Annotated in this window: 27 protein-coding genes; 13 read left to right on the top strand and 14 right to left on the bottom strand. The window is 73.2% G+C overall.

Going from position 1 to position 25,033, the window contains the following annotated elements; all coding sequences use genetic code 11:
* The 7 genes from AB0M88_RS29805 to AB0M88_RS29775 all read left to right on the top strand — a co-directional run.
* Positions 1–1,390, top strand: a 1,390-nt coding sequence (locus tag AB0M88_RS29805) for a helix-turn-helix transcriptional regulator (protein WP_364108024.1), incomplete at its 5' end; no start/stop codon positions are given.
* Positions 1,387–1,914, top strand: a complete 528-nt coding sequence (locus tag AB0M88_RS29800; protein WP_364108022.1) for a LuxR family transcriptional regulator — start codon at positions 1,387–1,389, stop codon at positions 1,912–1,914. The genes AB0M88_RS29805 and AB0M88_RS29800, both read left to right, overlap by 4 nt.
* A 112-nt stretch (positions 1,915–2,026) precedes the next feature.
* Positions 2,027–2,869: a phosphotransferase gene (locus AB0M88_RS29795; protein WP_364108019.1), complete on the top strand. Its 843-nt coding sequence runs from the start codon at positions 2,027–2,029 to the stop codon at positions 2,867–2,869.
* Positions 2,870–2,911: 42 nt separating this feature from the next.
* The gene (locus AB0M88_RS29790; protein ID WP_364108016.1) at positions 2,912–6,640 is read left to right on the top strand and encodes an NACHT domain-containing protein; all 3,729 of its coding nucleotides are present in this window, start codon (positions 2,912–2,914) and stop codon (positions 6,638–6,640) included.
* 39 nt (positions 6,641–6,679) lie between these two features.
* On the top strand, positions 6,680–7,483 hold the full coding sequence (locus tag AB0M88_RS29785) for a lysophospholipid acyltransferase family protein (protein ID WP_364108013.1): 804 nt from the start codon (positions 6,680–6,682) through the stop codon (positions 7,481–7,483).
* 11 nt (positions 7,484–7,494) lie between these two features.
* Positions 7,495–8,106 carry a GNAT family protein gene (locus tag AB0M88_RS29780; RefSeq protein ID WP_364108011.1) on the top strand — a complete coding sequence of 204 codons (612 nt, stop codon included), beginning with the start codon at positions 7,495–7,497 and terminating at the stop codon, positions 8,104–8,106.
* The gene (locus AB0M88_RS29775; protein ID WP_364108009.1) at positions 8,103–8,720 is read left to right on the top strand and encodes a GNAT family N-acetyltransferase; all 618 of its coding nucleotides are present in this window, start codon (positions 8,103–8,105) and stop codon (positions 8,718–8,720) included. Before AB0M88_RS29780 ends, AB0M88_RS29775 begins: the two co-directional genes overlap by 4 nt.
* A gap of 30 nt (positions 8,721–8,750) precedes the next feature.
* Here AB0M88_RS29775 and AB0M88_RS29770 read toward each other — a convergent pair whose 3' ends face one another.
* From AB0M88_RS29770 to AB0M88_RS29755, 4 genes are all read right to left on the bottom strand, one after another.
* Entirely contained in the window at positions 8,751–9,416 is a 666-nt protein-coding gene (locus AB0M88_RS29770; protein WP_364108006.1) for a hypothetical protein, read from the bottom strand.
* A gap of 73 nt (positions 9,417–9,489) precedes the next feature.
* Positions 9,490–10,233, bottom strand: coding sequence for a VOC family protein (locus AB0M88_RS29765; RefSeq protein ID WP_364108004.1), 744 nt, complete (start codon positions 10,231–10,233; stop codon positions 9,490–9,492).
* 900 nt (positions 10,234–11,133) lie between these two features.
* Positions 11,134–12,120, bottom strand: a complete 987-nt coding sequence (locus AB0M88_RS29760; protein WP_364108001.1) for an NAD-dependent epimerase/dehydratase family protein — start codon at positions 12,118–12,120, stop codon at positions 11,134–11,136.
* A gap of 39 nt (positions 12,121–12,159) precedes the next feature.
* Positions 12,160–12,621, bottom strand: a complete 462-nt coding sequence (locus AB0M88_RS29755; RefSeq protein WP_364107998.1) for a heme-degrading domain-containing protein — start codon at positions 12,619–12,621, stop codon at positions 12,160–12,162.
* Positions 12,622–12,750: 129 nt separating this feature from the next.
* Between AB0M88_RS29755 and AB0M88_RS29750 the strand changes: the two genes are divergently transcribed.
* Positions 12,751–13,521: an endonuclease/exonuclease/phosphatase family protein gene (locus AB0M88_RS29750; RefSeq protein WP_364107996.1), complete on the top strand. Its 771-nt coding sequence runs from the start codon at positions 12,751–12,753 to the stop codon at positions 13,519–13,521.
* Here AB0M88_RS29750 and AB0M88_RS29745 read toward each other — a convergent pair.
* Positions 13,518–14,045, bottom strand: coding sequence for a GNAT family N-acetyltransferase (locus AB0M88_RS29745; protein WP_364107993.1), 528 nt, complete (start codon positions 14,043–14,045; stop codon positions 13,518–13,520). The genes AB0M88_RS29750 and AB0M88_RS29745 overlap by 4 nt on opposite strands.
* 71 nt (positions 14,046–14,116) lie before the next feature.
* Between AB0M88_RS29745 and AB0M88_RS29740 the strand changes: the two genes are divergently transcribed.
* Both AB0M88_RS29740 and AB0M88_RS29735 read left to right on the top strand, forming a co-directional pair.
* Positions 14,117–14,542, top strand: a complete 426-nt coding sequence (locus AB0M88_RS29740; RefSeq protein ID WP_364107991.1) for a MarR family transcriptional regulator — start codon at positions 14,117–14,119, stop codon at positions 14,540–14,542.
* Positions 14,543–14,555: 13 nt separating this feature from the next.
* Positions 14,556–14,975, top strand: coding sequence for an organic hydroperoxide resistance protein (locus AB0M88_RS29735; protein ID WP_364107988.1), 420 nt, complete (start codon positions 14,556–14,558; stop codon positions 14,973–14,975).
* A gap of 3 nt (positions 14,976–14,978) precedes the next feature.
* On the opposite strand, the gene AB0M88_RS29730 is transcribed toward AB0M88_RS29735, so the two are convergent.
* From AB0M88_RS29730 to AB0M88_RS29695, 8 genes are all read right to left on the bottom strand, one after another.
* Positions 14,979–15,935 carry a tyrosine-type recombinase/integrase gene (locus AB0M88_RS29730; RefSeq protein WP_364107986.1) on the bottom strand — a complete coding sequence of 319 codons (957 nt, stop codon included), beginning with the start codon at positions 15,933–15,935 and terminating at the stop codon, positions 14,979–14,981.
* 24 nt (positions 15,936–15,959) lie between these two features.
* Positions 15,960–18,377, bottom strand: a complete 2,418-nt coding sequence (locus tag AB0M88_RS29725; protein WP_364107984.1) for a hypothetical protein — start codon at positions 18,375–18,377, stop codon at positions 15,960–15,962.
* 140 nt (positions 18,378–18,517) lie between these two features.
* On the bottom strand, positions 18,518–19,006 hold the full coding sequence (locus AB0M88_RS29720; protein WP_364107982.1) for a hemerythrin domain-containing protein: 489 nt from the start codon (positions 19,004–19,006) through the stop codon (positions 18,518–18,520).
* A gap of 78 nt (positions 19,007–19,084) precedes the next feature.
* Positions 19,085–19,528 (bottom strand): SRPBCC domain-containing protein, encoded by a 444-nt coding sequence (locus AB0M88_RS29715; RefSeq protein ID WP_364107980.1) that lies wholly within the window; start codon positions 19,526–19,528, stop codon positions 19,085–19,087.
* A 3-nt stretch (positions 19,529–19,531) separates the two neighbouring features.
* A complete protein-coding gene (locus AB0M88_RS29710; RefSeq protein ID WP_364107977.1) occupies positions 19,532–19,897 on the bottom strand; it encodes a helix-turn-helix domain-containing protein in 366 nt (121 codons plus the stop codon).
* Positions 19,894–20,331: an SRPBCC family protein gene (locus AB0M88_RS29705; RefSeq protein WP_364107975.1), complete on the bottom strand. Its 438-nt coding sequence runs from the start codon at positions 20,329–20,331 to the stop codon at positions 19,894–19,896. The genes AB0M88_RS29710 and AB0M88_RS29705 overlap by 4 nt, the downstream gene beginning before the upstream one ends.
* A 173-nt stretch (positions 20,332–20,504) precedes the next feature.
* On the bottom strand, positions 20,505–20,717 hold the full coding sequence (locus AB0M88_RS29700; protein WP_364107973.1) for a hypothetical protein: 213 nt from the start codon (positions 20,715–20,717) through the stop codon (positions 20,505–20,507).
* 477 nt (positions 20,718–21,194) lie between these two features.
* On the bottom strand, positions 21,195–22,160 hold the full coding sequence (locus AB0M88_RS29695) for a pyridoxal-phosphate dependent enzyme (RefSeq protein ID WP_364107971.1): 966 nt from the start codon (positions 22,158–22,160) through the stop codon (positions 21,195–21,197).
* A 55-nt stretch (positions 22,161–22,215) separates the two neighbouring features.
* Between AB0M88_RS29695 and AB0M88_RS29690 the strand changes: the two genes are divergently transcribed.
* On the top strand, positions 22,216–22,962 hold the full coding sequence (locus AB0M88_RS29690; RefSeq protein WP_364107969.1) for an alpha/beta hydrolase: 747 nt from the start codon (positions 22,216–22,218) through the stop codon (positions 22,960–22,962).
* A 32-nt stretch (positions 22,963–22,994) separates the two neighbouring features.
* Here the strand turns inward: AB0M88_RS29690 and AB0M88_RS29685 are convergent, their stop codons facing one another.
* Entirely contained in the window at positions 22,995–23,429 is a 435-nt protein-coding gene (locus AB0M88_RS29685) for a helix-turn-helix transcriptional regulator (RefSeq protein ID WP_364107966.1), read from the bottom strand.
* Positions 23,430–23,475: 46 nt separating this feature from the next.
* Between AB0M88_RS29685 and AB0M88_RS29680 the strand changes: the two genes are divergently transcribed.
* Entirely contained in the window at positions 23,476–24,903 is a 1,428-nt protein-coding gene (locus AB0M88_RS29680) for an MFS transporter (RefSeq protein ID WP_364107964.1), read from the top strand.
* Positions 24,894–25,025 carry a hypothetical protein gene (locus AB0M88_RS29675; RefSeq protein WP_364107962.1) on the top strand — a complete coding sequence of 44 codons (132 nt, stop codon included), beginning with the start codon at positions 24,894–24,896 and terminating at the stop codon, positions 25,023–25,025. Before AB0M88_RS29680 ends, AB0M88_RS29675 begins: the two co-directional genes overlap by 10 nt.
* Positions 25,026–25,033 lie beyond the last annotated feature (8 nt).

Here is a 25,033-nt window from a genome sequence, read left to right as displayed (position 1 = left end):
CCGTAGCGCCGCGCCCCCCCCCCCGAACACCGCGGGGCGCCCGGCCGCGGCCGCGCGGGTCCTCTCCGGGGCCGGGCCGCTGGGCGCCGAGGCCGACGTGCTGCGCGGCGAGGCGCTGCTGCAGGCCGGTGACCCGGTGGCGGCGCGGGCCGCGGTCGCCGCGGTGCCCGACGCGGCGCCGCCGCCGGTCCTCGCGGCCCGCGACCGGGTGCTGCTGCTGGCCGAGCTGGCCACCGACCCGGCCGCGGCGGCCGACCTGGCCGGGAAGATCAGCGCACGCTATCCGCAGCCCACCCCGGGCGTGGCGGCCGCGCTCGCCGCGGTGCAGGCCTCCTCCCGTACGCCGGGCTGGGACGCCGCCCTGACGTCGGCGGCGTTCGGCCCCGGTGACCCGGCGGTGGCCCGGCACAGCGCGTGGCTGCTGGTGGAGGCCCTGGCCGCCGACGGCCGGCTGCCCGAGTCCGCGGCCTGCGCCCGGCGGGCGGCCGACGGGTGCGCGGCCGATCTCGCGTACGGGTGGCAGACCCGGTTCGTGGCCGCCGCCGACTGGGCCCTGGCCCTGCACGGCGGCGACGACGCGGTGCTGCGGCACGCCGGCGACCTGACCGACCGGGCGCTGCCCGACGACGCCCGCGGCTACGCGACCGCCGCGACCGCGCTGATCGAGGCCGACACCGGGCTGCTCGGCGCCGCCCGGGCCCACCTCGACGGCGGCCCCGCCCATCCGGCCACGGCGTGGGTGGCGCAGGAGACGGCGTGGCTGGACGGGCAGCCCGACCGGGCCCGGGCCGCCGCCTCCGGCACTCCCGGGCTCCTGGCCGGCCTGCACGCCATCACCGGCCGGTGGGCGTCCTACGACCTCGGCCTGACCGGCGCCCCGCCGATCCCACCCGGCCTGCCCACGGCCGCCCGGCGCACCCTGACCGCGTGGGCGACCGGCATGGGGTTCGCCGCCGCCGCCGACGGGTGGCAGCCGGTCGCCCGCCGCGAACAGATCCGCTGCCTGCTCGCCGCCGGGCTCACCGACCCCGACCCGCAGCGGGCCGTCGACGCCCTGCTCGCCGCCGAACAGCTCGCCGACACCGCCGGGCTGACCGTGCTGGCCGGGCGGGCCCGCCGCGGCCTGCGCCGCCACCACATCCACCGCGACACGCGCAGCCCCCGATCGGGCGACCAGCTCACCCGCCGGGAAACCGACGTGTTACGGCTGGTCGCCGCCGGGGAACCCACCCGGCGGATAGCCGGGCAGCTCGGCATCAGCGCCGAGACCGTCGACACCCACATCCGCGCCGGCATGCGCAAGCTCGGCGCCCGGACCCGTACGGAAGCGGCCGCCCTCGCCTTCGCCCTCGCGCCCGACTCGCCCCCGAGTGACAAGGAGGGCCGGTGACCAGACAGCCTGACGCTCCCCGCCACGTCGTCGGCACCCCCGGCGACGCCGACACCGTCCTGCGGCGGCTGACCCGCGACGGCTGGTCGGCCCGCGAGGGCTTCGCGCTGCCCGACCCGTCGTGGGACGTCACCACCGCCCGCCTGGTCCTGCACGGGCGCATCGCCGACCAGGAGACCCTGGCCCTGGCCGTCCTCGCGGCGGCCCGCGGCGCCGGGATCGTGGCGATCTGCGACGCCGAGTCGGCGCTCGGCCGGGCCCTGGTCGACGACCTGTCCCGGCTCGGGCCGGTGCGGCACGGCGCCGACGGCGACGGCGGCGACCCGGTCGCCGACCTCGTCCCCGAACAGCGGGCCCTGCTCGACCGGCTCGCCGCCGGCGACACCATCGCGGCGGCCGCCGCCGCCGAGTTCCTGTCCCTGCGCACCGCGAACCGGCGCATCGCGGAGGCCCGGGCCCTGTTCGGGGTGCGGACGACCCGCGAGGCGGTCCTCGCCTACCTGCGGCAACGCAGCGGCGAATAGAAAACGGTAAGTTAACCGACACTCTCGCGGCGGGCGGGGGACTACGGTGCATCACTGAGATGCGTGCGACGCGACGGGGGCCGCGGATGACCATGAGCAGCGGGTGGTGCCCGTGACGACGGAAGCCTGGCCCCGCAGCGCCCGCCTCGACGCGCCCCGCGTCGTCGACCGCATCGCCGACATCACCGGCGTCCGCCTGATCATCGAAGGGCCGTGCCCGGGCGGCGAGGTCGGCGCGGCCTACGTGCGCTGGCCCGACGGCCGCCGGTCGGTGCTCACCGCGGGCCGCAGCCGCACCGGGCCGCTGGTCGACCGGGCCCGCGCCGCCGGGGTGTCGACCGCCCGGCACGAACTCGTGGCCCATGTGGACGGTGTGCGGGTCATCGTGCAGGAACGGCTGCCCGGCCGGCCGCCGTCCGGCGTCACGGCCGCGCTGGTCGCGCAGATGATCTCGGTGACCGACCGGCTGGCCGGCCTGCTGTCCGGCGACCCCGACCCGAAACCGGCACCCCTGCACCTGCTCGCCGACGGGCCCGGCTTCTGCCTGCACGGGCCGCTCTCGGCGTACGACGCCCGCACGGCCCGCCTGCTCGACTGGATCCGCACGGTCGGCGCGGCCGGCACCTCGATGATCGGCGACGACCTGGTCCACCTCGACTTCCAGCCCGGCAACATGCTCGTCCACGACGGCCGTCTCACCGGGGTCGTCGACTGGGACGGGGCGGCCCGCGGCGACCGGCACTTCGACCTGGCCACCCTGCGGTTCTACCTCGCCGGGCAGGCCCCGCACCTGACCGGGCCGGTCGACGAACGGCTGGCCGGCATCTCCGGGCGGCGCCGCCGCGCCTACTGGGCCCACCTGAGCCTGCGCCAGGTCGACTGGTCGATCCGCCACCACGACGCGGCCACCGTCACCCACTGGCTCGACGTCGCCGAAGCCGGCATGACGGCCTGACCCGGGCCTACACCGGGCCCTACCGCATGATAGAAGGCAGTCATGTCCGGAGCGGAACTGTCCCTGGCGTTCAAGGTCCTGGGTTCCATCGCCAAGCCCGCAACCGACAGGCTGAAACGCAAGGAGGGCGTGGTCGCGGTCCTGCACAAGCTGGGCATGGCCCCGGACGCACCCCCGCCCGACTTCGCCGGCGTCTACACGTACACCGTGGTCGAGTACTGCTACGGCAAACCGGAACCGGTGCTGCGGCTGTTCCAGAACCAGTACGTGCGGGCGGCGTTCGAGCGGACCTTCGTCACCGGCGACCCGGCCCACCTCGACCGCGAGCTCACCGAGATCCTGCAGTGGAACGAGGAGACCGGCGCTCTCGGCCGCCTCGACTACAACCTGGCCCGGGAGGTCACCGGCTTCTCGGTCGTCTTCGACCGGCTGGTCGATCGCACCCGCACCGCGGCCGAGACCCGCATGGAGCGCGGCGTCAACGACATCCAGGAGTCCCTCGGCGAGCTGATCAGGCGGATCGGCCGGATGAACACCCGCGAGGAGATCCTGCGGCAGGAGGGCGGGCCGGTCACCTCGATCCAGCGCCTGGCCAACGAGGTACGCGAGTGGTTCGCCGCCGTGGAGTACCGCATCCTGCGCGAGGTCGAGTCCGGCCCGGCGGAGTTCGTCTGGCTGGTCCGGGTGCCGGCCCGCCGGGGGTACGACACCGCGGTCGTCGTCGGCAAGAGCGGCGAGCTCAGCGCCCCCGACGTCACCCGCGCCGCCGAGCTGGTGGCGGCCCACGACGCGTCCGAGGGCTGGGTGATCGTGCCGCAGCGGATCAGCCAGGCGGCCCGCGCCGCCGACGAGGACCTCGACCAGATCTACTGCTACACCCTCGACGAACTGATCGACGAGAGCGCCGACTTCGAGCCCTACCTGCAATGGCTGGAGCGGGAGGTGCGCGACCGCGAGATCGGCCAGCGGTTCGTGCCGCCGTCCTGCGTCAAGGACGAGCCCGACAAGCGCACCGGCCGGATCGCCGCGCGCAGCGTCTACCCGTGGCGCGACGGCGGCCTGGCCGGCTACGTACGCTCCTGGATGGACGACGACGCCAAGGAGCACCTGTCGATCCTCGGCGAGTTCGGCATGGGCAAGAGCTGGTTCAGCCTCCACTTCGCCTGGACCGTCGCGCAACAGTGGCGGGCGGCCAAGGCGTCGGGCCGCAAACGCCCGCGCCTGCCGCTGGTGATCCCGCTGCGCGACTACGCCAAGGCGGTCAGCCTCGAATCGCTGTTCAGCGAGTTCTTCTTCCGCAAGCACGAGATCCTGCCCGGCGGCTACGGCGTCTTCGAGGCGCTGAACCGGATGGGCCGGCTGCTGCTGATCTTCGACGGCTTCGACGAGATGGCGGCCCGGGTCGACCGCCAGGCGATGATCAACAACTTCTGGGAGCTGGCCCGCGCGGTCGTCCCCGGTTCCAAGGTGCTGCTCACCTGCCGCACCGAACACTTCCCGGAGGCGCGCGAGGGACGCGACCTGCTCAGCGCCCGGCTGGTCGCCTCGACGCAGGCCCTGACCGGCGAGCCGCCGCAGTTCGAGGTGGTCGAACTCCAGCCGTTCGACGACGAGCAGGTGGCGGAGGTGCTCGAGAAGCTGACGACCGGCCCGACCCGGGACGCGATCCGGCAGAACCAGGACCTCGTCGACCTGATGCGGCGCCCGGTCATGGCCGACCTGGTGCTCTCCGCGCTGCCCGCCGTCGAGCGCGGGGCGAAGGTCGACATCTCCCGCGTCTACCTGTACGCGGTGCAACACAAGATCGACGCCGACATCCGGGCCGAGCGCACGTTCACGTCGCTGGCCGACAAGGTGTACTTCCTGTGCGAGTTGTCGGCGTACATGCTCACGGAGTCGATTCTCAGCATCAACTACCGGGCGATCCCCGACCACATCCGGGCCTGCTTCGGCCCGGCCGTGCGGGAACAGCGCGACCTCGACCACTGGCACTACGACATGCTCGGCCAGACCATGCTGGTCCGGAACTCCGAGGGCGACTACTCCCCGGCCCACCGCTCCCTGCTCGAGTTCTTCGCCGCGTACAAGATGGCGGCCGAGCTCGGCGTCATGAACGAGGACTTCATGGCCCTGATCGGGTCGGTGCGACCGGCCGGTGAGCCGGGGTTCACGTGGTCGGAACTGCCGGCCGTCGCGGCCGGCGAGCGCGCGGCCGCGGCCGGCTGGCGCGCCGAGGGCCTCCACCAGCTCGCCCGGTCCGGCGTCAGCGGCGACACGCCCGCCGTCTTCGACCTGATGAACCCGATGCTGGCGCCGGACGCGCTCGAGTCGCTGGTCGAGCACCTGCGGTCCACCGCGGCGCTGACCGACACCGACCGTACGAGCGTGCTCGGCGCGAACCTCATCGAGATCATCGCCCGGATCGACCCGGACGCGTTGCGCGGCCGGCGGCTCGACGGCGTCGACCTGCTGGACGCGCGGCTGGACCGGTCCGGCACGGGGATGAACCTGGCCGGCTGCTCCCTGCGCGGGGCCCGGCTCGAGAACGCCGACCTGGAGGACGTGGACCTGGCCGGCGCCGACCTGACCGGCGCCCGGTTCGCCGACGCCGATTTCCTCGGCTTCGAGCGCGCCGCCGTGCACGGCCTCGGCAGCGGCGGCGGCGACGGCGACGGGCCGGTCTACTGCGTCACCCGGGACAACCGGATCTACCGGTGGACGCTCCCCGGCGACCCCGAACTGATCCTCACCGCGCCCCGCGAGGTGGACAACGCCGGGGTGTTCGACGACGGGAAGCTGCTGATCGTCCACCGCGACGACACCACGGCGTCGGGGCTCGCGAGCACCGTGCGCGATCCGGCGACCGGCCAGGTCTCGCCGCGGCCGATCCGCGGCATCACCGGCGTCTGGTGGCAGACCGGCGACCGGCACTACGTGCTGGAGCTGAACCCGCGCGACAACGGCGAGCTGCTCAGCCTGCGCGACTTCGACGCCGACACGGTGACCGCCGAGATCCTGCTCGAGGCGGCCGACGTCCGCTTCGAGGTGAACACGGCCGGCCGGGTGTTCGGCCTCAACGTGCTGAGCACCGACCACGACGACATGTCCGAGGTCGAAGTCTTCGAGCTGGCCATCGGCGCGGGCGGCGACCTGCGCTACGAACCGTGCCGCACCCTGCGGATCCCCTCGATCGAGACCGACGACATCCAGGTGTACGGCGAGAGCGGGGTAGCGGTGATGTCGGCCGGCGACAACGGCCCGCGCCTGATACTGCTCGACGTGGACACGGGCCGCCTGCGCCAGATCGACCTCCTGGCCCCTGTCCCGGCCCCGTCTCCGGGGTTCGCCGACCGGAGCCTCGCCTATCCGGCCAAGGACCGTCGCTCATTCGACCTGAGCCGGGACGGCACCGTCGTCGCCTTCTCGTTCCACGGCGGCGTCCGCGTGTTCCGGGTCGACGAGCCCGCCCGGCCGATCCTGGAGATCGGCCCCGAGCGCCATGTCACGGCGTTCCTGCTCACCGGCCGGGACACCCTGGTCGTCGCCGACGCCTACAGCGGCCTGAGCGCCTACGACCTGGCCACCGGCGCCGAGGTCGCCACCGCGAACTTGAGCACGAAGGTCCGCGGCGCGATCTTCCGGGAGGCCAAGGGCCTGCCACCGCACGTCCTCGGCTACCTCGCCCGCAACGGCGCGATCGTCGACCAGGCGCCGCCGCCGGCCCCACCCGCTCCGCCTTCCGCGCGGGCCGGCCGGCCGGACCCTCGGTGATCTCGGCGCCGGCGACCGGCGTGGCATTATTTCGGCCTGATGGAAAGCACTGTGTGGCGGACGCCGATGGCCTGGCGGTTCATGCTCCTGCTCGGCCGGTTGCTGGTGTGGCCGCTGTGCCGGCTCGAGGTCAGCGGGACCGTGCCCGCCGACCTGCGCGGCCGGCCGCTGATCCTGGCCGCCAACCATGTCAGCCCGTTCGACCCGGTCGTGATGACCGCGGCCTGCCACAAGATCGGCATAGCGCCGCGGATCATGGCGACCGGCGGGCTGTTCGACGCGCCGGTCGCGGGGGCGGCGATGCGCGCGGCCGGGCACATCCGGGTCGACCGCGGCAAGACCCACGTCGCCGACGCGCTGCCGGCGGCGGCCGAGGCGCTGCGCGGCGGGGCGATGGTGATGGTCTACCCGGAGGGGCGCATCGGGCTCGACCCGTGGATGTGGCCGGAACGCGGCAAGACCGGCGTGGCCCGGATGGCGGCCCTGTCCGGGGCGCCGGTGCTGCCGGTCGCGCAGTGGGGGGCGCACGCGGTCCTGCCGTACACCTCGCCGGCCGGCCTGCTGCGCAGCGTGATCCGGGCGGTGCGGCGGCGGCCGGTGGTGCGGGTCCGGTTCGGCACCCTGCCGGTCGACCTGTCGGGGCTGTCCGGCACGCCGGGCGCGCAGGCGATGAACGCGACCCGCCGCATCATGGCCGCCATCGACGACACGCTCGCCCCGCTGCGCCGCGGCGAGATGGAGACCCCGCGGCACGTCGACGGCACCCGCCCGTACGACATGTCGCGGGTGCGCCGGCGCCCGGCCGGCGAAATACCGGAGGCCGCCGGGCCGCCGCCGGTGTGATGATGCGGGCCGTGACCGATCCTGCCCTCTGGTATGCGATGCCCGTGCTCACCGGCACCCGGGTCCGGCTCGAGCCGCTGCGCGTCGAGCACGCGGAGCACTATCTGGCGGCGGCCGGCGACGCGGAGATCTTCCGCTGGCAGAGCCCGGCCGAAGGCGCCCTCGCCCACCCCACGACGATCGACGACGCGAGGCGGCACATCATCGCGGCGCTGGCCGGGCGCGCCCGGGGCGCGCGATTGCCGTACGCGCAGATCGCCGTCCCGTCCGGAGCGTTCGCCGGCACGACCTCGTTCGCCGACCCCGATCCGGTGCTGCGGGCGGTGACGATCGGCTACACCTGGCTCGGCCGGCCGTGGTGGGGCAGCGGGCTGAACGCGGAGGCGAAACTGCTGATGCTCGGATACGCGTTCGAGGAGCTCGAAGCGGTACGCGTCACGCTGGTGACCGACATCCGCAACGAGCGGGCCCGCGCCGCGATCGAACGCCTCGGCGCCCGGCCGGAGGGCGTCCTGCGCAAGCACCGCCGCCGCGCGGACGGGTCCTGGCGCGACACCGTGATCTACGCGGTGGTCGACGACGACTGGCCCGCCGTCCGGCAGGGCCTGCGGGAACGGCTGTGATCGCCGGCTGGGAGTGGGACGAGTCCCTGTTCGCCGGGGCGGCCCGGCACTACGCCCGGGGACGGCTGCCCTACACGCCCGGCTTCCCGGCCGCCCTCGCCGGCGCGCTGGCCCCGGACGGCCGCGGCCGGCTCCTCGACGCCGGCTGCGGGCCCGGCACGGTGACCGCCCCGCTGGCATCGTTGGAGGCCCTGGTGCGCCTGCGGATGGCGAACGCCCGCGCCCACGTGGCCCTCGACCCGGCGGCCTACCGCGTGCCGGACAGCGCGGCCGTGCGGCGCCACTTCAGCGACGCGGCGACCCGAGACGGCATCCTGGTCGCCGAGCTGGGCCGCCAGGTCGCCGGCATGGTCGAGATCGTGCCCAACCCGCTGCCGCCCGAGCACCAGATCCTGCGGCCGCGGCCCTCGGCCCAGATCCACACCGTGGTCGCGGACGACGCCCGCGGCAACGGCATCGGCGGCGTGCTGGTCGAGGCCGCCGTGCGGTGGGCGGCCGGACGCGGCATCGCCCGCCTCTCCGCGGGCATCCACCACGCCAACGAGGGCGCCGTGCGCTTCTATGAACAGCACGGCTTCACCGGCTCGGGAGTCTCCCTGACCCTCACGCTCTGATCCCGCCCGGACCCGGTCAGCCCGACCCGGTCAGCCGGCCTCGCCCAGCTCGGCCAGGCGGGCCTCGATCTCGGCCAGCTCGGCGCGTAACTTGTCGGCCTGGGCCTGCGCCTCGGCGCGCTCGGCGGCCAGGATGTGCTCGACCGCCTCCTGCACGCCGGGGACGTCGACCAGCTGCACCATCCTCATCGCCTCGGCCGGGCGGATCACATAGGGCTTGGCCAGGGCCTTGGAACCCTGGGCGGCGGCCACCGTCCACTCGCCCTCCGCGTACGCCAAAGTGACCGTGAGCGAAGCACCCGGCTTGGGCTTCGCCGGCCGGGAAGCCGCCTTGCGCGGCGCCGGGGGAGTCACCTCTTCCACCTCCTTGCGGGGTGCCGGCGCGGCCGCCGGAACCGGCTTGTCGATCACGAACTCGGGCTCCGGCCGCGGCGGCTCGGGCGGCGCCGGGGGAGCAGCCTTCTTAGCGGCCGCGCCCCGCGGCGCCACCTGCAGATCGCCGGGGGAGAAGGGCAGCTCGTCGCGGCCGAACCGGACCACCACCCACTCGTCGGACGCCGCCGGATCGGCCAGCTCCACCACCTGGCCGACCTGCCCGGCGATCTGCCCGGCGGCCTCGGTGAACTGCACCCGGGGCTTGCGCCCGGCCCCCAGCTGACCCTTGATGGTCTCCAGCTCCTCGGTGCTCAACCCCACGACGATCCTGCCTTCCGCTAAGCTCTCGAACGCCTGTTCGAAGATGTTGTATCAGAAGCCACCGACAGAAACGTCAGAAGGGGGAGCGCGCCGTCACACAATATTCACGACCGGCCGGGTCGAGCAGCGTCGTCCACTCACCCGGCACCTCCCGCACTACCCGCGCACCCAGGCCGACATGCCGCGCCACCTCGGCCGGCACGTCGTCGCACGCCAAATCCGGATGCATGCCCGCGTCCGGAGACCCGACCCGCTGAAGCAGGATCCGCAACGGCATCCCGGCCGGCCGCGCCAGCGACTCGAACTCCGGCCGGTCCGACGGCTCCCGCCCCCACCCGGTCAACGCCGACCAGAAGGAGGCCTCCGACTCGAAAAGGTCCTCCGGCACGTCCAGACACACCTGGTCGAGCCGGCTCGCCTGCCCACCCGGCCAGCGCCCGGCCGCCGGACACACGCGCTCGCCCCGCCACGGCACCAGGCAGAACTCCAGCCCGGCCGGTGACCGCAACACCACCAGGCTGCCCGCGTCACGGACCACCCGCGCCCCGAGCGCCACCGCCTCGCCGGCCGCCTCCGGCACCCCGGCGACATGCAGATCAAGGTGGGCCCGCGCCGGCCCGGCGGTCACTTGCGCCCGGAGGTACGCGTCGCCGCGCGCCGGCACCAGCGTGGCGAAAACACCGCCGTCCCGCCGCGCGGAGAGCGTCGTGCCGGTGACCGCCAGCCAGAACGGCTCGGCCCCGGTCGTCGGCGAGTCGAGGAACCCGGTCGTCCAGCGCACATCCACGGCGTAGACCTTGCCATGCCCCGTCCCCACGCCCGTGCACGGCATGGGGCGTGCCACGCGTCCGGGCCGGGTGGCGCACGGTCGAACGTCCCGGCCATGTCGGCGGCGGTCACACAGCTGGGCCGTGTCGGCCGCGGTCACACAGCTCGGCCGTGTAGCGACCGGCGCCCTCAAGACCGTCCGGCCGCGAGACCGCCCATTCCGGGCTGCTGGTTCCGGTCCAGTGGGGGATATGGCTCCTGTCGCTCGTTGGCAGCCAGGCGTCGATAGTCCGCGCCTCACCCCGCTCTCGAAGCGGTCTCCCCGGCCACGCGCCCCTTCTCCGATGAGGCAAGTGGACACTGCGCCGTGATGACGACGAGATTCGGCTTCCGTGCCGTCGTGTTCCCGCTCGAACGAGTAAGGCCAGTTCGGCAGGAGCGTCATCCCGAAGCCGTTTCAGTCGGGCGAGAACACGAGCCACGGCGCGCCGCAAACCTTTCCAGACTTGGGATTCAGAGCGCCGGCGGTCCAGCTCGGACATGTTGACTGAATCAATACGTCGTCGGCGCGTCAACAGTTGATGCAGTCAACACGTCCGGGCCGGCTGCGATGAGCGTGCCAGCAGCACCCGGGGCTCGTCCTTGAGCAGGGCCCGTGGCGACGACCCACTTGCGGTTCGTGGCCGCGTGAAATTTGGCCGGCAGCGCCGCCCGATGGGCCCCGGCGTGGTCACCGGCGGCGCCGACCCCAGGGCAGCACGTCGCGAGAACGGCACTTCCTGAGGGGACACGTCCAGGGGTCACGTCGTGAGAGCGGCTGCTAGGAACGGGCGGCACGTCCGGAGGGGACACGTCGTCAGGGCGGCGATCAAGAACGGGCGGCACGTCGCGAGAGCCCCGACGAAGAACGGGCCGCACGCCCTGAGGGCGGCACCTCGCGCGGCGACGGCTAAGAACGAGCGCCGGCGAGGGCCAGCACCCGGGCCTCGGCGTCGGCCGGGACGCCGACCGGCCGGCGGTCGGAGCGCTGCGGCGGCGGCCCCGGCAGCGACCGCAGCCACGCCCACGTGTCCTCGACCGTTTCGCCGACGGCGCGGACCTTCAGCCCGGCGGCCAGCGCCTTCGACACGTCGCCGCGGTGGATGTAGTCGGCGTCCGGCCCCGGCGGCAGCCAGATCGGCAACTGCTCCCACGGCTTGATGCCGGCCGCCGCGATCTGTTCGGCGGTCACCCACACCAGCTCGGCCCGGCCGCCGGTCACCTTGTTGCCGGCCGCCAGCAGCCCGCCCATCGTCGTGTGCCCGGACGGCCCGACCACGTTGTACGGCCCCGACAGGGCGGCCTCGGCCGCGGACAGCAGAAACGCCGCCAGATCGCGCACGTCGATGTACTGCAACGGCATGTCCGCCGGCCCCGGCGCCAGCGTCGGACCGCCCCGGGCCAGCCGGCCGAGCCACCACGGCAGCCGGCCCACGTCCTCGCCCGGGCCGAGGATCAGCCCGGCCCGGGCCAGCAGCACCGGCCCATCGAACGACGTTGCCGCGATCTCGCCGCGCAGCTTGTCCCCGGCGTACCCCTTCTCGGCCGGCGACGTCAGCGGCGTCTGCTCGGTGAGGACACCGAGGTCGCGCCGCCAGTCGTACACCGAGCGCGTCGACACGTACGTGTAGTGGCCGGCCCGGCCGCGCAGCAGCTCGACCGCCCGCTGCACCGCCTCGGCGTCACCCGACCACGTGTCGAGAACCGCGTCCCACGACCCGGTCGCCAGGGCGCCCAACCCGGTCCGGAAGTCCCGGTCGCCGGTCAGCGTCCGCACCCCGGCCGGGCCGTCGCGGTGACCGCGGTTGAACACGGTCACGTCCCACCCGCGCCGCACCGCCTCCTCGGCGACGGCCCGGCCCGCGAACCCGGAACCGCCCAAAATCAGCAGCCTCATCCGCCCACCGTGCACGGCCCCGGCCGTACGCGGAAGGGCTCAGCGGAACCTTTCGATCGCTTCTACCACCAACGCGTGATCCTCGGCCTGCGGCAACCCCGAGACGGTCACCACGCCGACGACGCCGGCGGCCTCCACGCGTACGGGAAAAGCGCCACCGTGCGCCGCGAACCTCGCCGGATCCACCCCCAGGCTCGCGTCGAGCTCGCGGCCGCCGGCCGCGAGACGGCGTCCGACCAGATATGACGAGTTGCCGAACCGCTCGACCACCCGCGCCTTGCGCTCGATCCAGGCGTCGTTGTCGGGCGTGCTGCCGGCCAGCGCGGCGTGGAACAGCTGCTGCGGGCCCCGCCGGATGTCGATCGCCACCGGCAGGCCCCGCTCGGTGGCCATCTCCACCAGCAAGGAGCCGAGCCGCCACGCGTCGGCGAAGTCGAAACGGGAGAAAAGCAGGTCGCGCTCCTGCTGCTCGAGCCGCGCGATGAGGTCGTCGTCAGTCACCTGATCATTATCGGCGCCGTCTGGTCCGGAGCCAGATGCCGAGCCAGGCGACAGCGACAAAGATCATCATCGAGCAGCACAGCGTCTTGATGAACATCATCGCCTCCGGTTTCGCTAGGGTCGGTACTCGTGCGCCTGGCCACCTTCAATTTGCTGCACGGCCGATCCCTGTCCGACGGCACCGTACACGCCGACCGGGTCGCCGGCGCGGTCGCCGCTCTCGACGCCGACGTGCTCGGCCTGCAGGAGGTCGACAAGGCCCAGCCCCGCAGCGGCCTGCTCGACCTCACCGCGATCGCCGCGCAGGCCATGGGCGCGCCGGTCCACCGCTTCGCCGCGGCCGTCGTCGGCACGCCGGGGGAGACCTGGCAGCCGTGGCGCAGCGACGACGACAACCTGCACCCGCTCTACGGCATCGCGCTGGTCAGCCGCTTCCCGGTGCTGCGCTGGCAGATCACCCGGCTGCCCGGCGCCCCGGTCCGCTCGCCGGTGCTGCTGGCCGGGCGCGGACTCGCCCTGCTCAAGGACGAGCCCCGGGTGCTGCTGGCGGCGGTGGTCGACGCGCCGTCGGGGCCGCTGACCGTGGCGACGACCCACCTGTCGTTCGTCCCGGGCTGGAACCTGCGGCAACTGCGGCACGCGGTTCGGGCGCTGCGCGCCCTTCCGCCACCGCGGGTCCTGCTGGGCGATCTCAACATGCCGGCCGCTCCCGTACGCGCGTTCACCGGCTGGCGGCCTCTCGGGCGCGCCGCGACCTACCCGTCGCCGGTTCCCCGGGCCCAGCTGGACCACGTGCTGCTGGACCCGCGCGGAGCCGGTCCGGTCGGGCGGGTCGTGCAGGTGTGCACGCCCCGGGTCGACGTCTCCGACCACCGGCCGCTCGTCGTGCAACTGGGCTAGGCCGGGTGGCCGGCCGGCTTGGCCGGGCGCAGGAACACGTCCTCCAGGCCGTCCTCCGGGTCCCACTGCTCACCGATCTTGCGGAAGCCGAAGCCGCCGATCGTGGCCCGCGAGGCGAGGTTGTCCGGCCGGATGCTCGCCCGCACCGCGCTGACCCGCTCGTCGGCGTCGGCCCGCTCCAGCAACGCCCGCAGCATCGCCTTGGCGTAACCCCGGCGGCGGTGCTCGGGCGCCACCGAGTACGCCACCTCGACCACCCCCTCGTCGTCGGGCGGCCCGTGGAACCCGCCGTGCCCGACGACCCCGGCCCCGTCGACAACCGCGGCCCGCGCGATCCACTCCGCGCTGGACGGGTCGGTGCGTATCTGCTCCAGCCGGATGCGCCACAGCCAGGCCTCGTCGAGGAGGTACTGCGACAGTTCGGTGCCCGCGGCCTTGGTCGCCGCGTCGAGATCCCCGTCGATCAACGCGGCCAGCGTCTCCGGGGAAAGCTGTACGAATCGGATGTTCGGCACGTTACGCATGATCACACGAGGTCGTGATCACTGCCACTTTCCAGTTGTGCACAACTTGATTGCGCACTACTGTTCTCGTCGTGGACACCACCGGACTGGAACAGATGGTCTGTTTCCAGCTATACGCCGCCAGCCGCGCCATGACCGCGCTCTACCGGCCCCACCTCGACGCGGTCAACCTGACCTACCCGCAATACATCGCCCTGCGCGTCCTGCGGCACCAAGGCCCGGCCACCGTCCGCACCCTCGGCCAGACCCTGCACCTCGACAGCGGCACCCTGTCGCCCCTGCTCAAACGACTCGAAACCCAGGGCCGCATCCGCCGCGAACGTGGCACCACCGACGAACGCACGGTCTGGATCCACCTCACCGACGCCGGCCGGCGGCTCTGCGACCAACTCGCCGACCTGCCCCAGCGCGCCGCCTGCACCACCGGCCTGACCACCGGCGACTACGAATACCTGCAAGACATGCTGGGCCGCATCCGCGGCAACGTCCCCACCTGAAAGGTTCACCGCAATGGAAGCTGTCTACACCGCCTCCGCCACCGCGACCGGCGACGGCCGCAACGGCCACGTCCGCTCCAGCGACGGCGTCCTCGACTTCGACCTCGCCGTCCCCAAGGAGATGGGCGGCCCCGGCGGCGCCCAGCCCAACCCCGAGGAACTCTTCGCCGCCGGCTACGCCGCCTGCTTCCACGGCGCCCTCAAGGCTGTCGCCCGCTCCAAGAAGATCACCCTCACCGACACCGCCATCACCGTCGACGTCGGCATCGGCCCCAACGGCCAGGGCGGCTTCCAGCTCCAGGCCACCATCGAGGCCGAGATCCCCGGCGTCGACGAGGCGACCGCCCGCGAACTCATCGAGGCCGCCCACCAGGTCTGCCCGTACTCGAACGCCACCCGCGGCAACATCGAGGTCAACCTCAACCTCGCCTGAGATTCATATCCCGCGCAGCGCGCGGTTCGTACGGTTCGCCCGTACGGCCGCGCGCTGCTGCTCGTTGGTCACCTCGATGTAGTTCTGCGACGTCGACAGCGACGCGTGCCCCAGCAACCGCATGATCTCCGACGCGTTCGCCCCGTCCTCGGCCAGCCGCGTCGCGAACGTATGCCGCAACGCGTGCAACTGGGCGCCTCGCGGCACCCGGTCGGTGATGCCCGCCCGCCGGTAACACGACTCGACCAGATACTGCAGGCCACCGCGCTTCAACGGGCCGCCCTTGCGGTCCACCAGCAGGGGAGAGGCCGACTGCGCCCGCCCGAACCGGTGCCGCCGGCTGTCCAGATAACGGTCCACCACCGCGTCCAGCTCCGGCTCGACCGGCACCGTACGCGGCCGCCCGCCCTTGCCCGCCACCTCGACCCGGCGCTCACCCGGCCGCCCGCTGATCGAACCGATCGTCAGGCCCAGCAGCTCCGACAGCCGCAATCCCGCACACAGCCCGAGCGCCAGCACGACCAGATCCCGCTCCGGCCACGGGTCACGCTGCGTCTCGTCCGCCGTGCTCACCGCCCGCAGCAGGTGCTCCGGCGTGTCCTCACCGCGCAGCGGCTTAGGGGAGTGGGCCGGCGGTCGCGGCTTGTCGACCGCCGGCATCGGATTCCCGGCCACCACCTGCTCGGTCACCAGGAACGTGAAGAACGCGTTCCACGACGACCAGGCCCGCGCCACCGACGCGGGCGCCCGCTCCGCGGCGAACTTCGCGAACGCCGCCCGCAGCGAACGAGGGGAGAGGTCACTGAGAGTGACATTCCCGTCCGGCCCGACAAGCTGCACGATCAGCCCGAGGTCCCGCCGGTACGCGGCCAGCGTGTGCACCGACGGCTTCCGTGCCGCCCGGGCCGTCAAGAAGTCGTCGATGAGCGCGCCGACCGGGAAGTCCTGTCCATCCTGCATAAGGCATATTATGCAGGAATCGGACTAATCCGTCAGCTCGTAGACCACGGCGGTTCCGGCCCGGAAACGCTCGGTCGCCACCGTCGCCAGCAGCGGGGAGACCACACCGGCCCGCGTATCGGCGTACAGCCAGCGGGCGTGATACCTCCCGCGCAACTGCGCCAGCGCCGCCGGGGAGGGATCGGTGAACGCCGCATCGTTGATCCGCAGCCGTTCGGCGTCCGGCGCCGGCTGCTGGTAGTACGCCCGGCCGTCCACGCCGTGCTCGGCCATCACCGCCGGCTGATACGCCCAGCCCTCCAGCACCACCGCATGCTCGGTCATCCCGGACACCCAGAACGACCGGCTGATGCACCCCGGCGTCGTCCGGATCGCCTCGCAGTGCACGTTGGTGGCCACGATGTCGTCGGCCGGCGCGTTGCGGGCCAGCCACTGCGCCGCCCGCGCCTCGTTCGCCGTCACCCAGAACGACCCCACCGAACCGCCGGTCGGCAACCGCCCGGCCACCGCGTCACCGACCGGCTGGACCAGACCGCGCGCGGTGCTGTCGACACCCAGCCCGATCACCGCGGCCATCACCAGCGCGGCCCCGGAACCGGCCAGCACCACCGCCCGCCGCCGGCGCAGCAGCCACCACAGCAGCATCCCGGCCGCCAGCACCAGCGCCAGCACACCCACCGGGGCCAGCAGGTCGTACCGCCAGTGAACCGACCACTGGGGCTTGCCGCCGGCCGGGTTCAGGGTGGCCAGATGCCCGGTGCCGATCAGGCCCCGGCCCGGCCCGAACCGGTGCATCGCCAACCCCACGACCACGCCCAGCGCGAGCCCGCCCAGCACCACCAGCGCCCGGCGGCGGCCCGGCGCGACCGCGGTGAGCAGCCAGGCGGTCAGCGCCGCCTCGGCCGGGATCGCCGAGTACAGGAAGTAGCCCTCGCCGTTGGCCACATGGTTGATCAGCAGGGCGCCGCCCCAGCCGGCCAGCACGATCCCGGACAGCAGCCACAGCGCCATGTCGCGCCGCATCGGGCGGCGCAGCAGCGCGGCCAGCCCGGCGATCCGGCCGAGCTGGTTGAGCACCAGGACGAACGTGAGCGCGAACAGCGCCCAGCGGGTGCCCCACGGCATGTGCAGCCACGCCTGCGGCAACAATCCGCCCGCGCCGGGCACGTACTTCTCGTCGGTCAGCCAGTAGAACTCGGGCTTGAAGGTGAACCCGGCTCCGAACTGCACGCCGGCGCCCGCCTCACCGCCGGCCAGGGTGGGCGCGGTCGCCGCCAGCACCACCAGCCCGGCGGCGAAGGCGGCCAGTAGCGCCCACGGCGGGCGCCGCTCGATCAGCCAGTACGCGAGCGCGGCCAGCGCCATGCCGCCGAACAGCACCGGCAGCGAGCTGGACTTGCTGCCGGTGGCCAGCGGCACGAGCAGCGCGAACAGCACCCAGGCGCGGCCCAGCCGGACGCCGCGGGCGATGTCGACCAGCAGCGACACCGCGGCCGCCTGCACCGGGATGGAGAACACCAGGGTCGGGCTGCCCCAGTTGATGATGGAGAACGACCCGTACGAGTAGGTCGGCCAGATCGTGACCGCGGGGACCGCGATGGTGACGAAGGCGGCCACCGGCCCGCTCCACCAGACGCCGCTGACCTGCCGGGCGAGGCCGGCGATGACCAGGATCGCGGTGAGGATGACCGGGCCCATCCACAGCCGCAGCATCACCGGCGCCAGCGGTACGCCGCTGAGCATGCTCGCCGAACCCCGGTAGGCGTCGGAGAACCAGTGGTAGACCAGCGGTTCGCCGGCCATCTGGGGCTGCTGCGGGGTGATCGTGCGGCGCAGCTCGGCGGCGTTGGCCCAGTGGTAGTAGATGTCGCCGAACAGGGTGTGGGTGGCCGGTGGCAGCGGGTTGACCGCCCAGGCCAGCAGCGCGAGCGTGACGACCGCGAGGGTCATCAGCGCGGCGATCGCCCACGCCGCGGGCAGCCGCATCGGTTCGGTGCTGCGCAGGCTCCAGTGCCGGCGCAGCCGGGGCACGGCCAGGAACGGGATCAGGACTAGCACCGGCCACAGCCGCAGCCAGCCGCCGAGGCCGGTGCCGACGAACAATGCCCAGCCGATGAGCTGGACGGCGAACCCGGTGACGGCGCCGAAGCCGACGTCCTCGGGCAGGTTGCCGCGGCTGCCGCGCAGCGCCCGGTAGACCAGGGTGCCGGGCACGACCACCGCGGCGGCCCAGTAGGCGCCGTAGCGCAGGATCGCGGTCTTCGGGGTGCCGGTCCACACCAGCGCGGCCACCAGGACGCCGATGACGACGAGCCACGGCAGCGCCTGGTTGATCAGGGTCCACGCCGCCGGGCGGGTCCGGGCCGGGTCCTGAGTTGATGCGTTGCGTGTGTCGCGCTGGTCTGGTTCGCGCGCGACGATCACCGCCGACGTGTCGGCCACCGAAAACCCCCCGTTGGTTCGAATCGGCGGCACCATAGCGGATTCAGGTGTCGGGGATAGCCGATTCAGGTGAACGGGGGGGCGGCCGGTAGTCCCTGACATCGACAGTTATGCCAGGTCGATAATCTACATTATGTCAACTAGGCCGAATTTCGGCCTTCCCCCGCGGGCTCGAAGCGGAACACCGGTCCCGCCCAGCCCGCGTCGGCCACCCCGCGGTCGAGAACGTCGCCGATGGCGCGTTCCTCATAGCGGAAGTGGTTTTCCATGATGGCGGCCAAGCCGTCCAGCTCGATCGCGGCGCGCTCGCCGGATTCCGCCGTGGCGGCCCGGCCGGCCAGTTCGGCCACGCGCGCCAGGATCGACGCGATCATGTCGTGGTCGTCGACGAGGTTCCGGACGGTGCCGGCCAGATCGGGGCGTTCCCGCAGCAGCTCGGTGAACATCCCCGAGTCCTCGCCCTGGTGATGCGCGGTCAGCGCGGCGCAGAAGGCCAGGCAGTGATCGGTGAGTGTGCGGTGCTCCCCCGGGTTGTCGCGGATTTCGCCGAGCCGGCGGCGGAGTTCCTGGTGTGCCCGCGCGAGTCGCCGGCCGAGCGCGACGGCCCGGTCGAGGTGGCGGGTTGCCACGGGTGGCGGCCCTTCGTCTCCACACCTCCATGCCTGGCGCGGTCCGCCACCGGCACGCGATGCCGGACCTGATTTTACCTACCAGTTGTCGGTCTTGACGTCCCGCGGGGCCGGTGCTCCGGAGCCGGTCTCGACCAGCGACCTCAGGCTCATGAGGAACAGGCCCCACCGGGTGCTGCAGTGGTGCATGAACTCCCCCGGTTCGCGCCACCCGGCGTGCTTGAACAGGACGATCGTCCACTCCCCTTCCTCGCGGATCGTCCAGTCGATGGTGGTGCCGATCCATTCGTGCGGGCCGGCGACGATGCGCCAGGCGACGTGGGACGGCGGGGTCGCCTCGATGACCTCCATGTCGGCGCCGCCGCGGCCGGAGAAGCGGAACTCGAGCTTGCCGCCGGGCGACCCCTCCCCCGTGGTCTCCGTCGTCCACCAGCCGGCGAGGCCGTCGACGGTGGTGATCGCGGCGTACAGCTGGGAGGCGTCCGCACCGCGGACGCCGATCCGGTGCAGGATGTCGGCCATTTTCTACTCCTTCGGTTTCTGGATCTTCTGGATCTTCTGGATCGCCTCGGCGAGGCGTCTGATGCGCTGCAGGCGGGCGTCCCAGGCCGACCCGACCGACGCGAGCTGGGCGGCGGCGCGGGCGAGCTGGGTGTCGTCGATGCGGTAGCGGCGTTCGCGGCCGGGGTGGGCGGCGGTGACGGGCCGGATCAGTCCGACGCGGCCGAGGACGGCCAGGTGCTTGGCTACTGCCTGTCGGGTGACCGGGAGCTGCTGACCGAGCGTGGTGGCGGTGCCGTCGCCGTCGGTCAGCAGGAGGTCGAGCATGCGGCGGCGGGTGGGGTCGCCGATGGCCGACCAGAGTGCGTCGTCGACGGCGGGCGGGGTCATGTCAGCCGGGCGGCGTAGGGCGCGATGCGGGGCAGGAACTGGTCCCAGCCTTTGACGTGTTCCTGGTACTGCTCTTCGAGGAGGGCGGTCGCCCAGCCCATCTCGCGGAAGCCGGTCTCGGTCATCCGGATCACGGTGCCGGCCCCGGACGGGGTCAGCTCGAAGGTGACCAGCAGCGAGTTCCCGGGAACGGGTTCGCTGCCGCCGGGCTGGCCCCAGCGGAACGTGAAGGTCCGCGGCGGCTTCGCCTCGACGACGGTAAGCGCGACGACGGTGTCGCCGAACGTGATCTCCCCCGTCGAGCCGGGTGACGCTTCGTAGCGGGCGTCGTCGGGCCACCATTGCCGCACGTGTTCGGGACTGCTCACGATGTCGAAGACGATCTCCGGCGGGGCTTCGACGAAGATCTCCCGCTCGATGGTTCCCATTTCCATGCCACTCTCCCCAGCTGCAACCTTCGGTTGCGCCTGACTGTACGCGGGTGGGTCGTGTGACGCAACCAGTGGTTGCTCTAAGGGGGTTGTCGTGCTGCGTCACGACTTCGCCACGCCGCAGGCGCAGTGGAACCGGCCGTCCTGAACGCCGGCGGCCGGCTCGGCGAAGAGTTTCACCGGCCGCCGGAGGCGTTCCGCCCGAACACGCCAGCGAGCGGCGCCGTCGACTCTCCCCCGGCGACCGGTTCGTCGCACTTGCCTGTCGAAAGCCCGCGCCTGTCGAGTACGCGCGCGCTTATTGAGCCGGCGCGCAGCTGTTCGGCCGGCATGTCGAGCACGTGTGCTGGTTGGGCCGCGCGCAGCTGTTCGGCCGGCCTGTCGAGCACGCGTGATTGTCGAGCCGCGCGCAGCTGTCCGGCCGGCCAGTCAACTCGGCCGGCCAGTCAATGCGTGGTCAGGCCACGACGACAGGGACCCGCTTGTCGAACCAGGCGCATATGCCTGCCGAGCACGCGTTCGTCGAGCACGCTCCTGTCGAGCCGCGCTCGCGGAGCACCGCGCTGTCGAGCCCCGCGCCTGTCACGCCGCGCGCGTGTCGCGCCAGGCGCTCGTTGAGCAGTCCGCAGCCGCCCGGGCCGCCGTTCTTTCAAGACCAGGCATTTGCTGAGCCGCGCGCCCGCCGAGTCGCCGCACCTGCCAGGCCGGCCTTTCAAACCCGTGGAGGCGGCCGCCCGTCGTGCCGGCGGGACACATATTGACGTGTTGATAGGGATACACATGTTGACTGAAATCAACACGTCAATATGTTGCGGGGGCGGGGCTGCGTACAGCTGGAAGCGCACGCGGCGGAAAGCCGCCGCCGGCTAGTTGTCGGCCAGCAGCGATGCCAGGCGGGCGGCGCCGACGTTGCCGCCGGAGAGGATGACGCCGACCCGCTCGCCCTCGGCCGGCCGGTAGGCCCCCGCCAGCAGGGCGGCCAGCCCGCTCGCCCCGCTGGGTTCCAGGATCTGCTTGAGCCGGTCGACCGCGAACCGCAGCGCGCCCCGGATGTCGTCGTCGGAGACCAGCACGATGTCGTCGACCAGCCGCCGGTTGATCGAGAACGTGAGCTCGCCCGGGATCGCGGCCGCCTGGCCGTCGGCGATCGTGCGGGGCACCGGGATGCGCACCAGGTGGCCGGCGGCCAGCGAACGTTTGGTGTCGTCGCCGGCTTCCGGTTCGACGCCGACGACGCGGATGCCCGGGTGCAGGCCTTTGGCCGCGATGGCGCTGCCGGCGATCAGGCCGCCGCCGCCGACCGGGACGAGCAGCGTGTCGAGTTCGCCGGCGTCCTGCAGCAGCTCCAGCGCGGCGGTGCCCTGCCCGGCGATCACGTGCGGGTGCTCGTAGGGCGGGATCAGCGCGAGCCCGCGCTCGTCGGCCAGCCGGCGGCCGATCTCCTCCCGGTCCTCGGTGTAGCGGTCGTAGGTGAGGATCTCGGCGCCGTAACCGGCGACCGCGTCGAGCTTGGAGGCCGGCGTGTCCTGCGGCATCACGATCACCGCGCTGCTGCCGAGTTCACGCGCTGACAGGGCGACCGCCTGGGCGTGGTTGCCCGACGAGTAGGCGGCGATGCCCTTGGCCAGCTGCTGCGGGGTGAGCCGGGAGATCGCGTTGTACGCGCCCCGGAACTTGAACGCCCCGATCCGCTGCAGGTGTTCGGCCTTGAGGGCGATCGGGGCGCCGACCAGCTCGTCGAGGGTGCGCGAGCGCAACACCGGCGTGCGGTGGGCGGCCCCCTCGATCTGCCGGGCCGCGTCCTGGACATCCTGCAGCGTCACGCTCGTCATGGCTCGATCCTAAATTGGGTGTGATCTTCGATCGAGCACGCCTAGTGTGCCGTCGATGACTCTCGCGCATGATGTGGCCGGCTCCGGGCCGGACGTTCTTCTGCTGCACTCGATGGTCTGCGACCGGCGGATGTGGTCACCCCAGGTGACGGCCCTGACCGCCGCGGGCTTTCGCGTGACCCGCTGTGACCTGGCCGGTTTCGGCGAGTCGCCGCTGCCGTCCGCTCCTTACAACGACGCCGACGACGTTCTCGCCCTGGCCGACTCGCTGGGGCTGTCCTCGGTGGCCGTGGTCGCGTCGTCTGGTTCCGGCCCGGTCGCCCTGGAGCTGGCCGCCCGGTGGCCGGCGCGGGTCTCCGCGCTGATGCTGGTCTGCTCGGCCCTGCCCGGCTGGCCGAAATCGGCCGCCCGGCAGGCGTTCGCCGCCGAGGAGGACGCGCTGCTGGAGGCCGGCGACATCACCGCCGCCACGGAACTCAACGTCAGAACCTGGGTCGGTCCGGCGGCCGACGATGCGGCCCGCCTTCTCGTACGCGACATGCAGCGCCACATCTTCGAGCTCCAACTGGCGGCCGCCGATCCGACACCGATCGAGGTGCCGTGGGAGGCGGCGTCGGTGACCGCCCGCACCCTGGTGGTGTCCGGCGATCTCGACCTGCCCGACTTCACCGATGTCGGCGACGAGCTGGCCCGGCGGGTCCCGCGGGCGTCCCGGGTCCGGCTGGAGTGGGCGGGGCACCTGCCGAGCCTGGAGGATCCGTCCCGCTTCAACCCGCTGCTGCTCGACTTCCTGGCCGCCTAGCCGCGCCGCGATCGGCCGGTGGAGCGGCCGGCTCAGGCCGGGCGGCTGATCAGGACGGCGGCGTCGAGGAGCCGGTGCCAGTCGAGGTCGGTGAGCGGGCGCGGGCTGACGGCGGCCATCGCGGCCATCGCCCGCAGGAGTCGCCGGCGGGCACCCGGTGTTCCGGAGTCTTCCAGGGTGGCCGCCTCGGTCGCGAAGCGGGCCGTGCGGGCGAACGCGATCAGTGACGGCGGCAGCGGTGACTCGGGGTCGCGGCCGGGTTCGGCGTCCTGAAGTTCGATTCTGAGGTCGGCACCCAGGGCGCGGCCGAGGGCGGCCAGGGCGGCGAGGGTGGGGTTGCCGCGGCCGTTCTCCAGGTTGGCGATGTAGGGCACGGACAGCCCGGCGTCGGCGGCCACCGAGGCGATCGTGCGTCCGGCGGCGGCGCGGCGGGACCGCAGCTCCCGGCCCAGCTCATCTATCTCCACAGAACATATACTGCCATCGACTGTCCCACAGGGATAGCATGCGGGCATGTGGGTCCTCCTGGTGCGGCACGGGGCGTTCCGGCGGCTCTGGCTCGCCGCGACCGTGGACGCGTTCGGGACCTGGCTGCTGGTCACCGCCGTACCGGTCGAGGTCTTCGCCCGCACCGGATCGCCCACCTCGACCGCGGTGGCCCTGGCCGTCGAGGCCGGGCCGGCCCTGGTGCTCGGCCCGTGGGCCGGCGCCCTGGTCGACCGGCTGCCCCGGGTGCGGGTCCTGCTCGCCGCCGACCTGGTGGCGGCGGCCGGGGTGGCGGCGATGCTGGTCCCCGGCGTCGGATTCCTCTATCTCGGGGTGGCCGTCGAGAGCGTGGCGGTGTGCTTCCTGGCACCCGGCGTGCAGGCGACGGTGCCGCTGGTCGCACCGGATCTGGCGGCGGCGAACACGGCCCTCGCGGTCAGCCAGAGCACGTGGCGGGTGCTCGGGCCGCTGACCGGGGCGGCCGTGACGGCGGCGGGCTGGTTCCCGGTCGCGGTAGCCGCCGACGCGGTCAGCTACCTGGCGGCCGGCGTGATCGTCGCCGGGATGGCCGTGCCGGCCCCGGCCGGCGCGGCAATGCCCGCACCGGCCGGCGGGGCTGCGCAGGGCGAGCCGATGCCGGTCGGCACAGCTCCGGGGAGCCGGATTGCGCCGGCCAGCGGGGCAACGCCCACATCGGCCGGCGGAGCTACGCACGGCGGCCCGAAGCCGGCCGGCGCACCTTCGGGCGGCGACCCGAAGTCGGCGTCGACTGACGGGACTCGGCCGGGTGACGGGGCTACGCCCGCGGTGCTCGGGCTTCGGCCGGGCGACGGGACCAAGGCCGCGGTGCTGGCGGGGCTGCGGCTGATTCGGCGCGAACCCGTGCTGCGGGCGTTGCTGGCCGGCAGCTGGGTGTACTGGACGGCAAACGCGGGGCTGACCGCGCTGCTGGTGCCGTTCGTCGCCGGGCGTCTGCACGCCAGCGGTGCGGCGGTCGGCTATCTGGTGACCGGGCTGGGGGTCGGCTACCTGGCCGGGTCGACGGTGACGCGGCGGCTGCTGGTGCGGGGGCCCGGGGTGATCGCCGGTGCCTACGCGCTGGTCGGTGTCTGCTTCCTGGTGCTGGTCACCGCCCGTACGCTGCCGGTCGCCGTGGCGGCGGTGACGGCGAGCGGCCTTCCGGGGGCGGCCGCCCTGGCGGCGACCGGCTATCGCCTGCAGGTCGGTGCTCCCGACGCGCTGCGGGGCCGGGTGGCCGCCGCCTTCCGCACCAGCGACGCGCTCGCCGCGGTCGCCGGAGCGCTCGCCGCGCCTCTGCTGGTCGCCGCAGCCGGCCTCGAAGCGGCGCTGGTCGTTCTCGCGGGCGCCGTGCCGGTCGCGGCACTGATCATGTGGTCGATGCTCCGGGGGTTGCCGAGGTCGCGGTGGGACGGTGTGATCGGCGGATGGCGATGATCTCGTACGACGGGGCCGGCGAGTGGCGGGCGGCGATGGAACGGTACCGGCGTCCGTACGGGAAAGGGAGTCAGCGGCTCCAAGCCGCCGCCCGCCCGGAAGATCGGGTCGTGCTGCGGTGACCGGGCCG

Source organism: Actinoplanes sp. NPDC051411 (assembly GCF_040682075.1).
In the GTDB taxonomy this organism is placed as follows: Bacteria; Actinomycetota; Actinomycetes; order Mycobacteriales; family Micromonosporaceae; genus Actinoplanes.
Note: the sequence above shows the minus strand (reverse complement) of the source record. Positions and strands in the feature narration are given on the sequence as shown.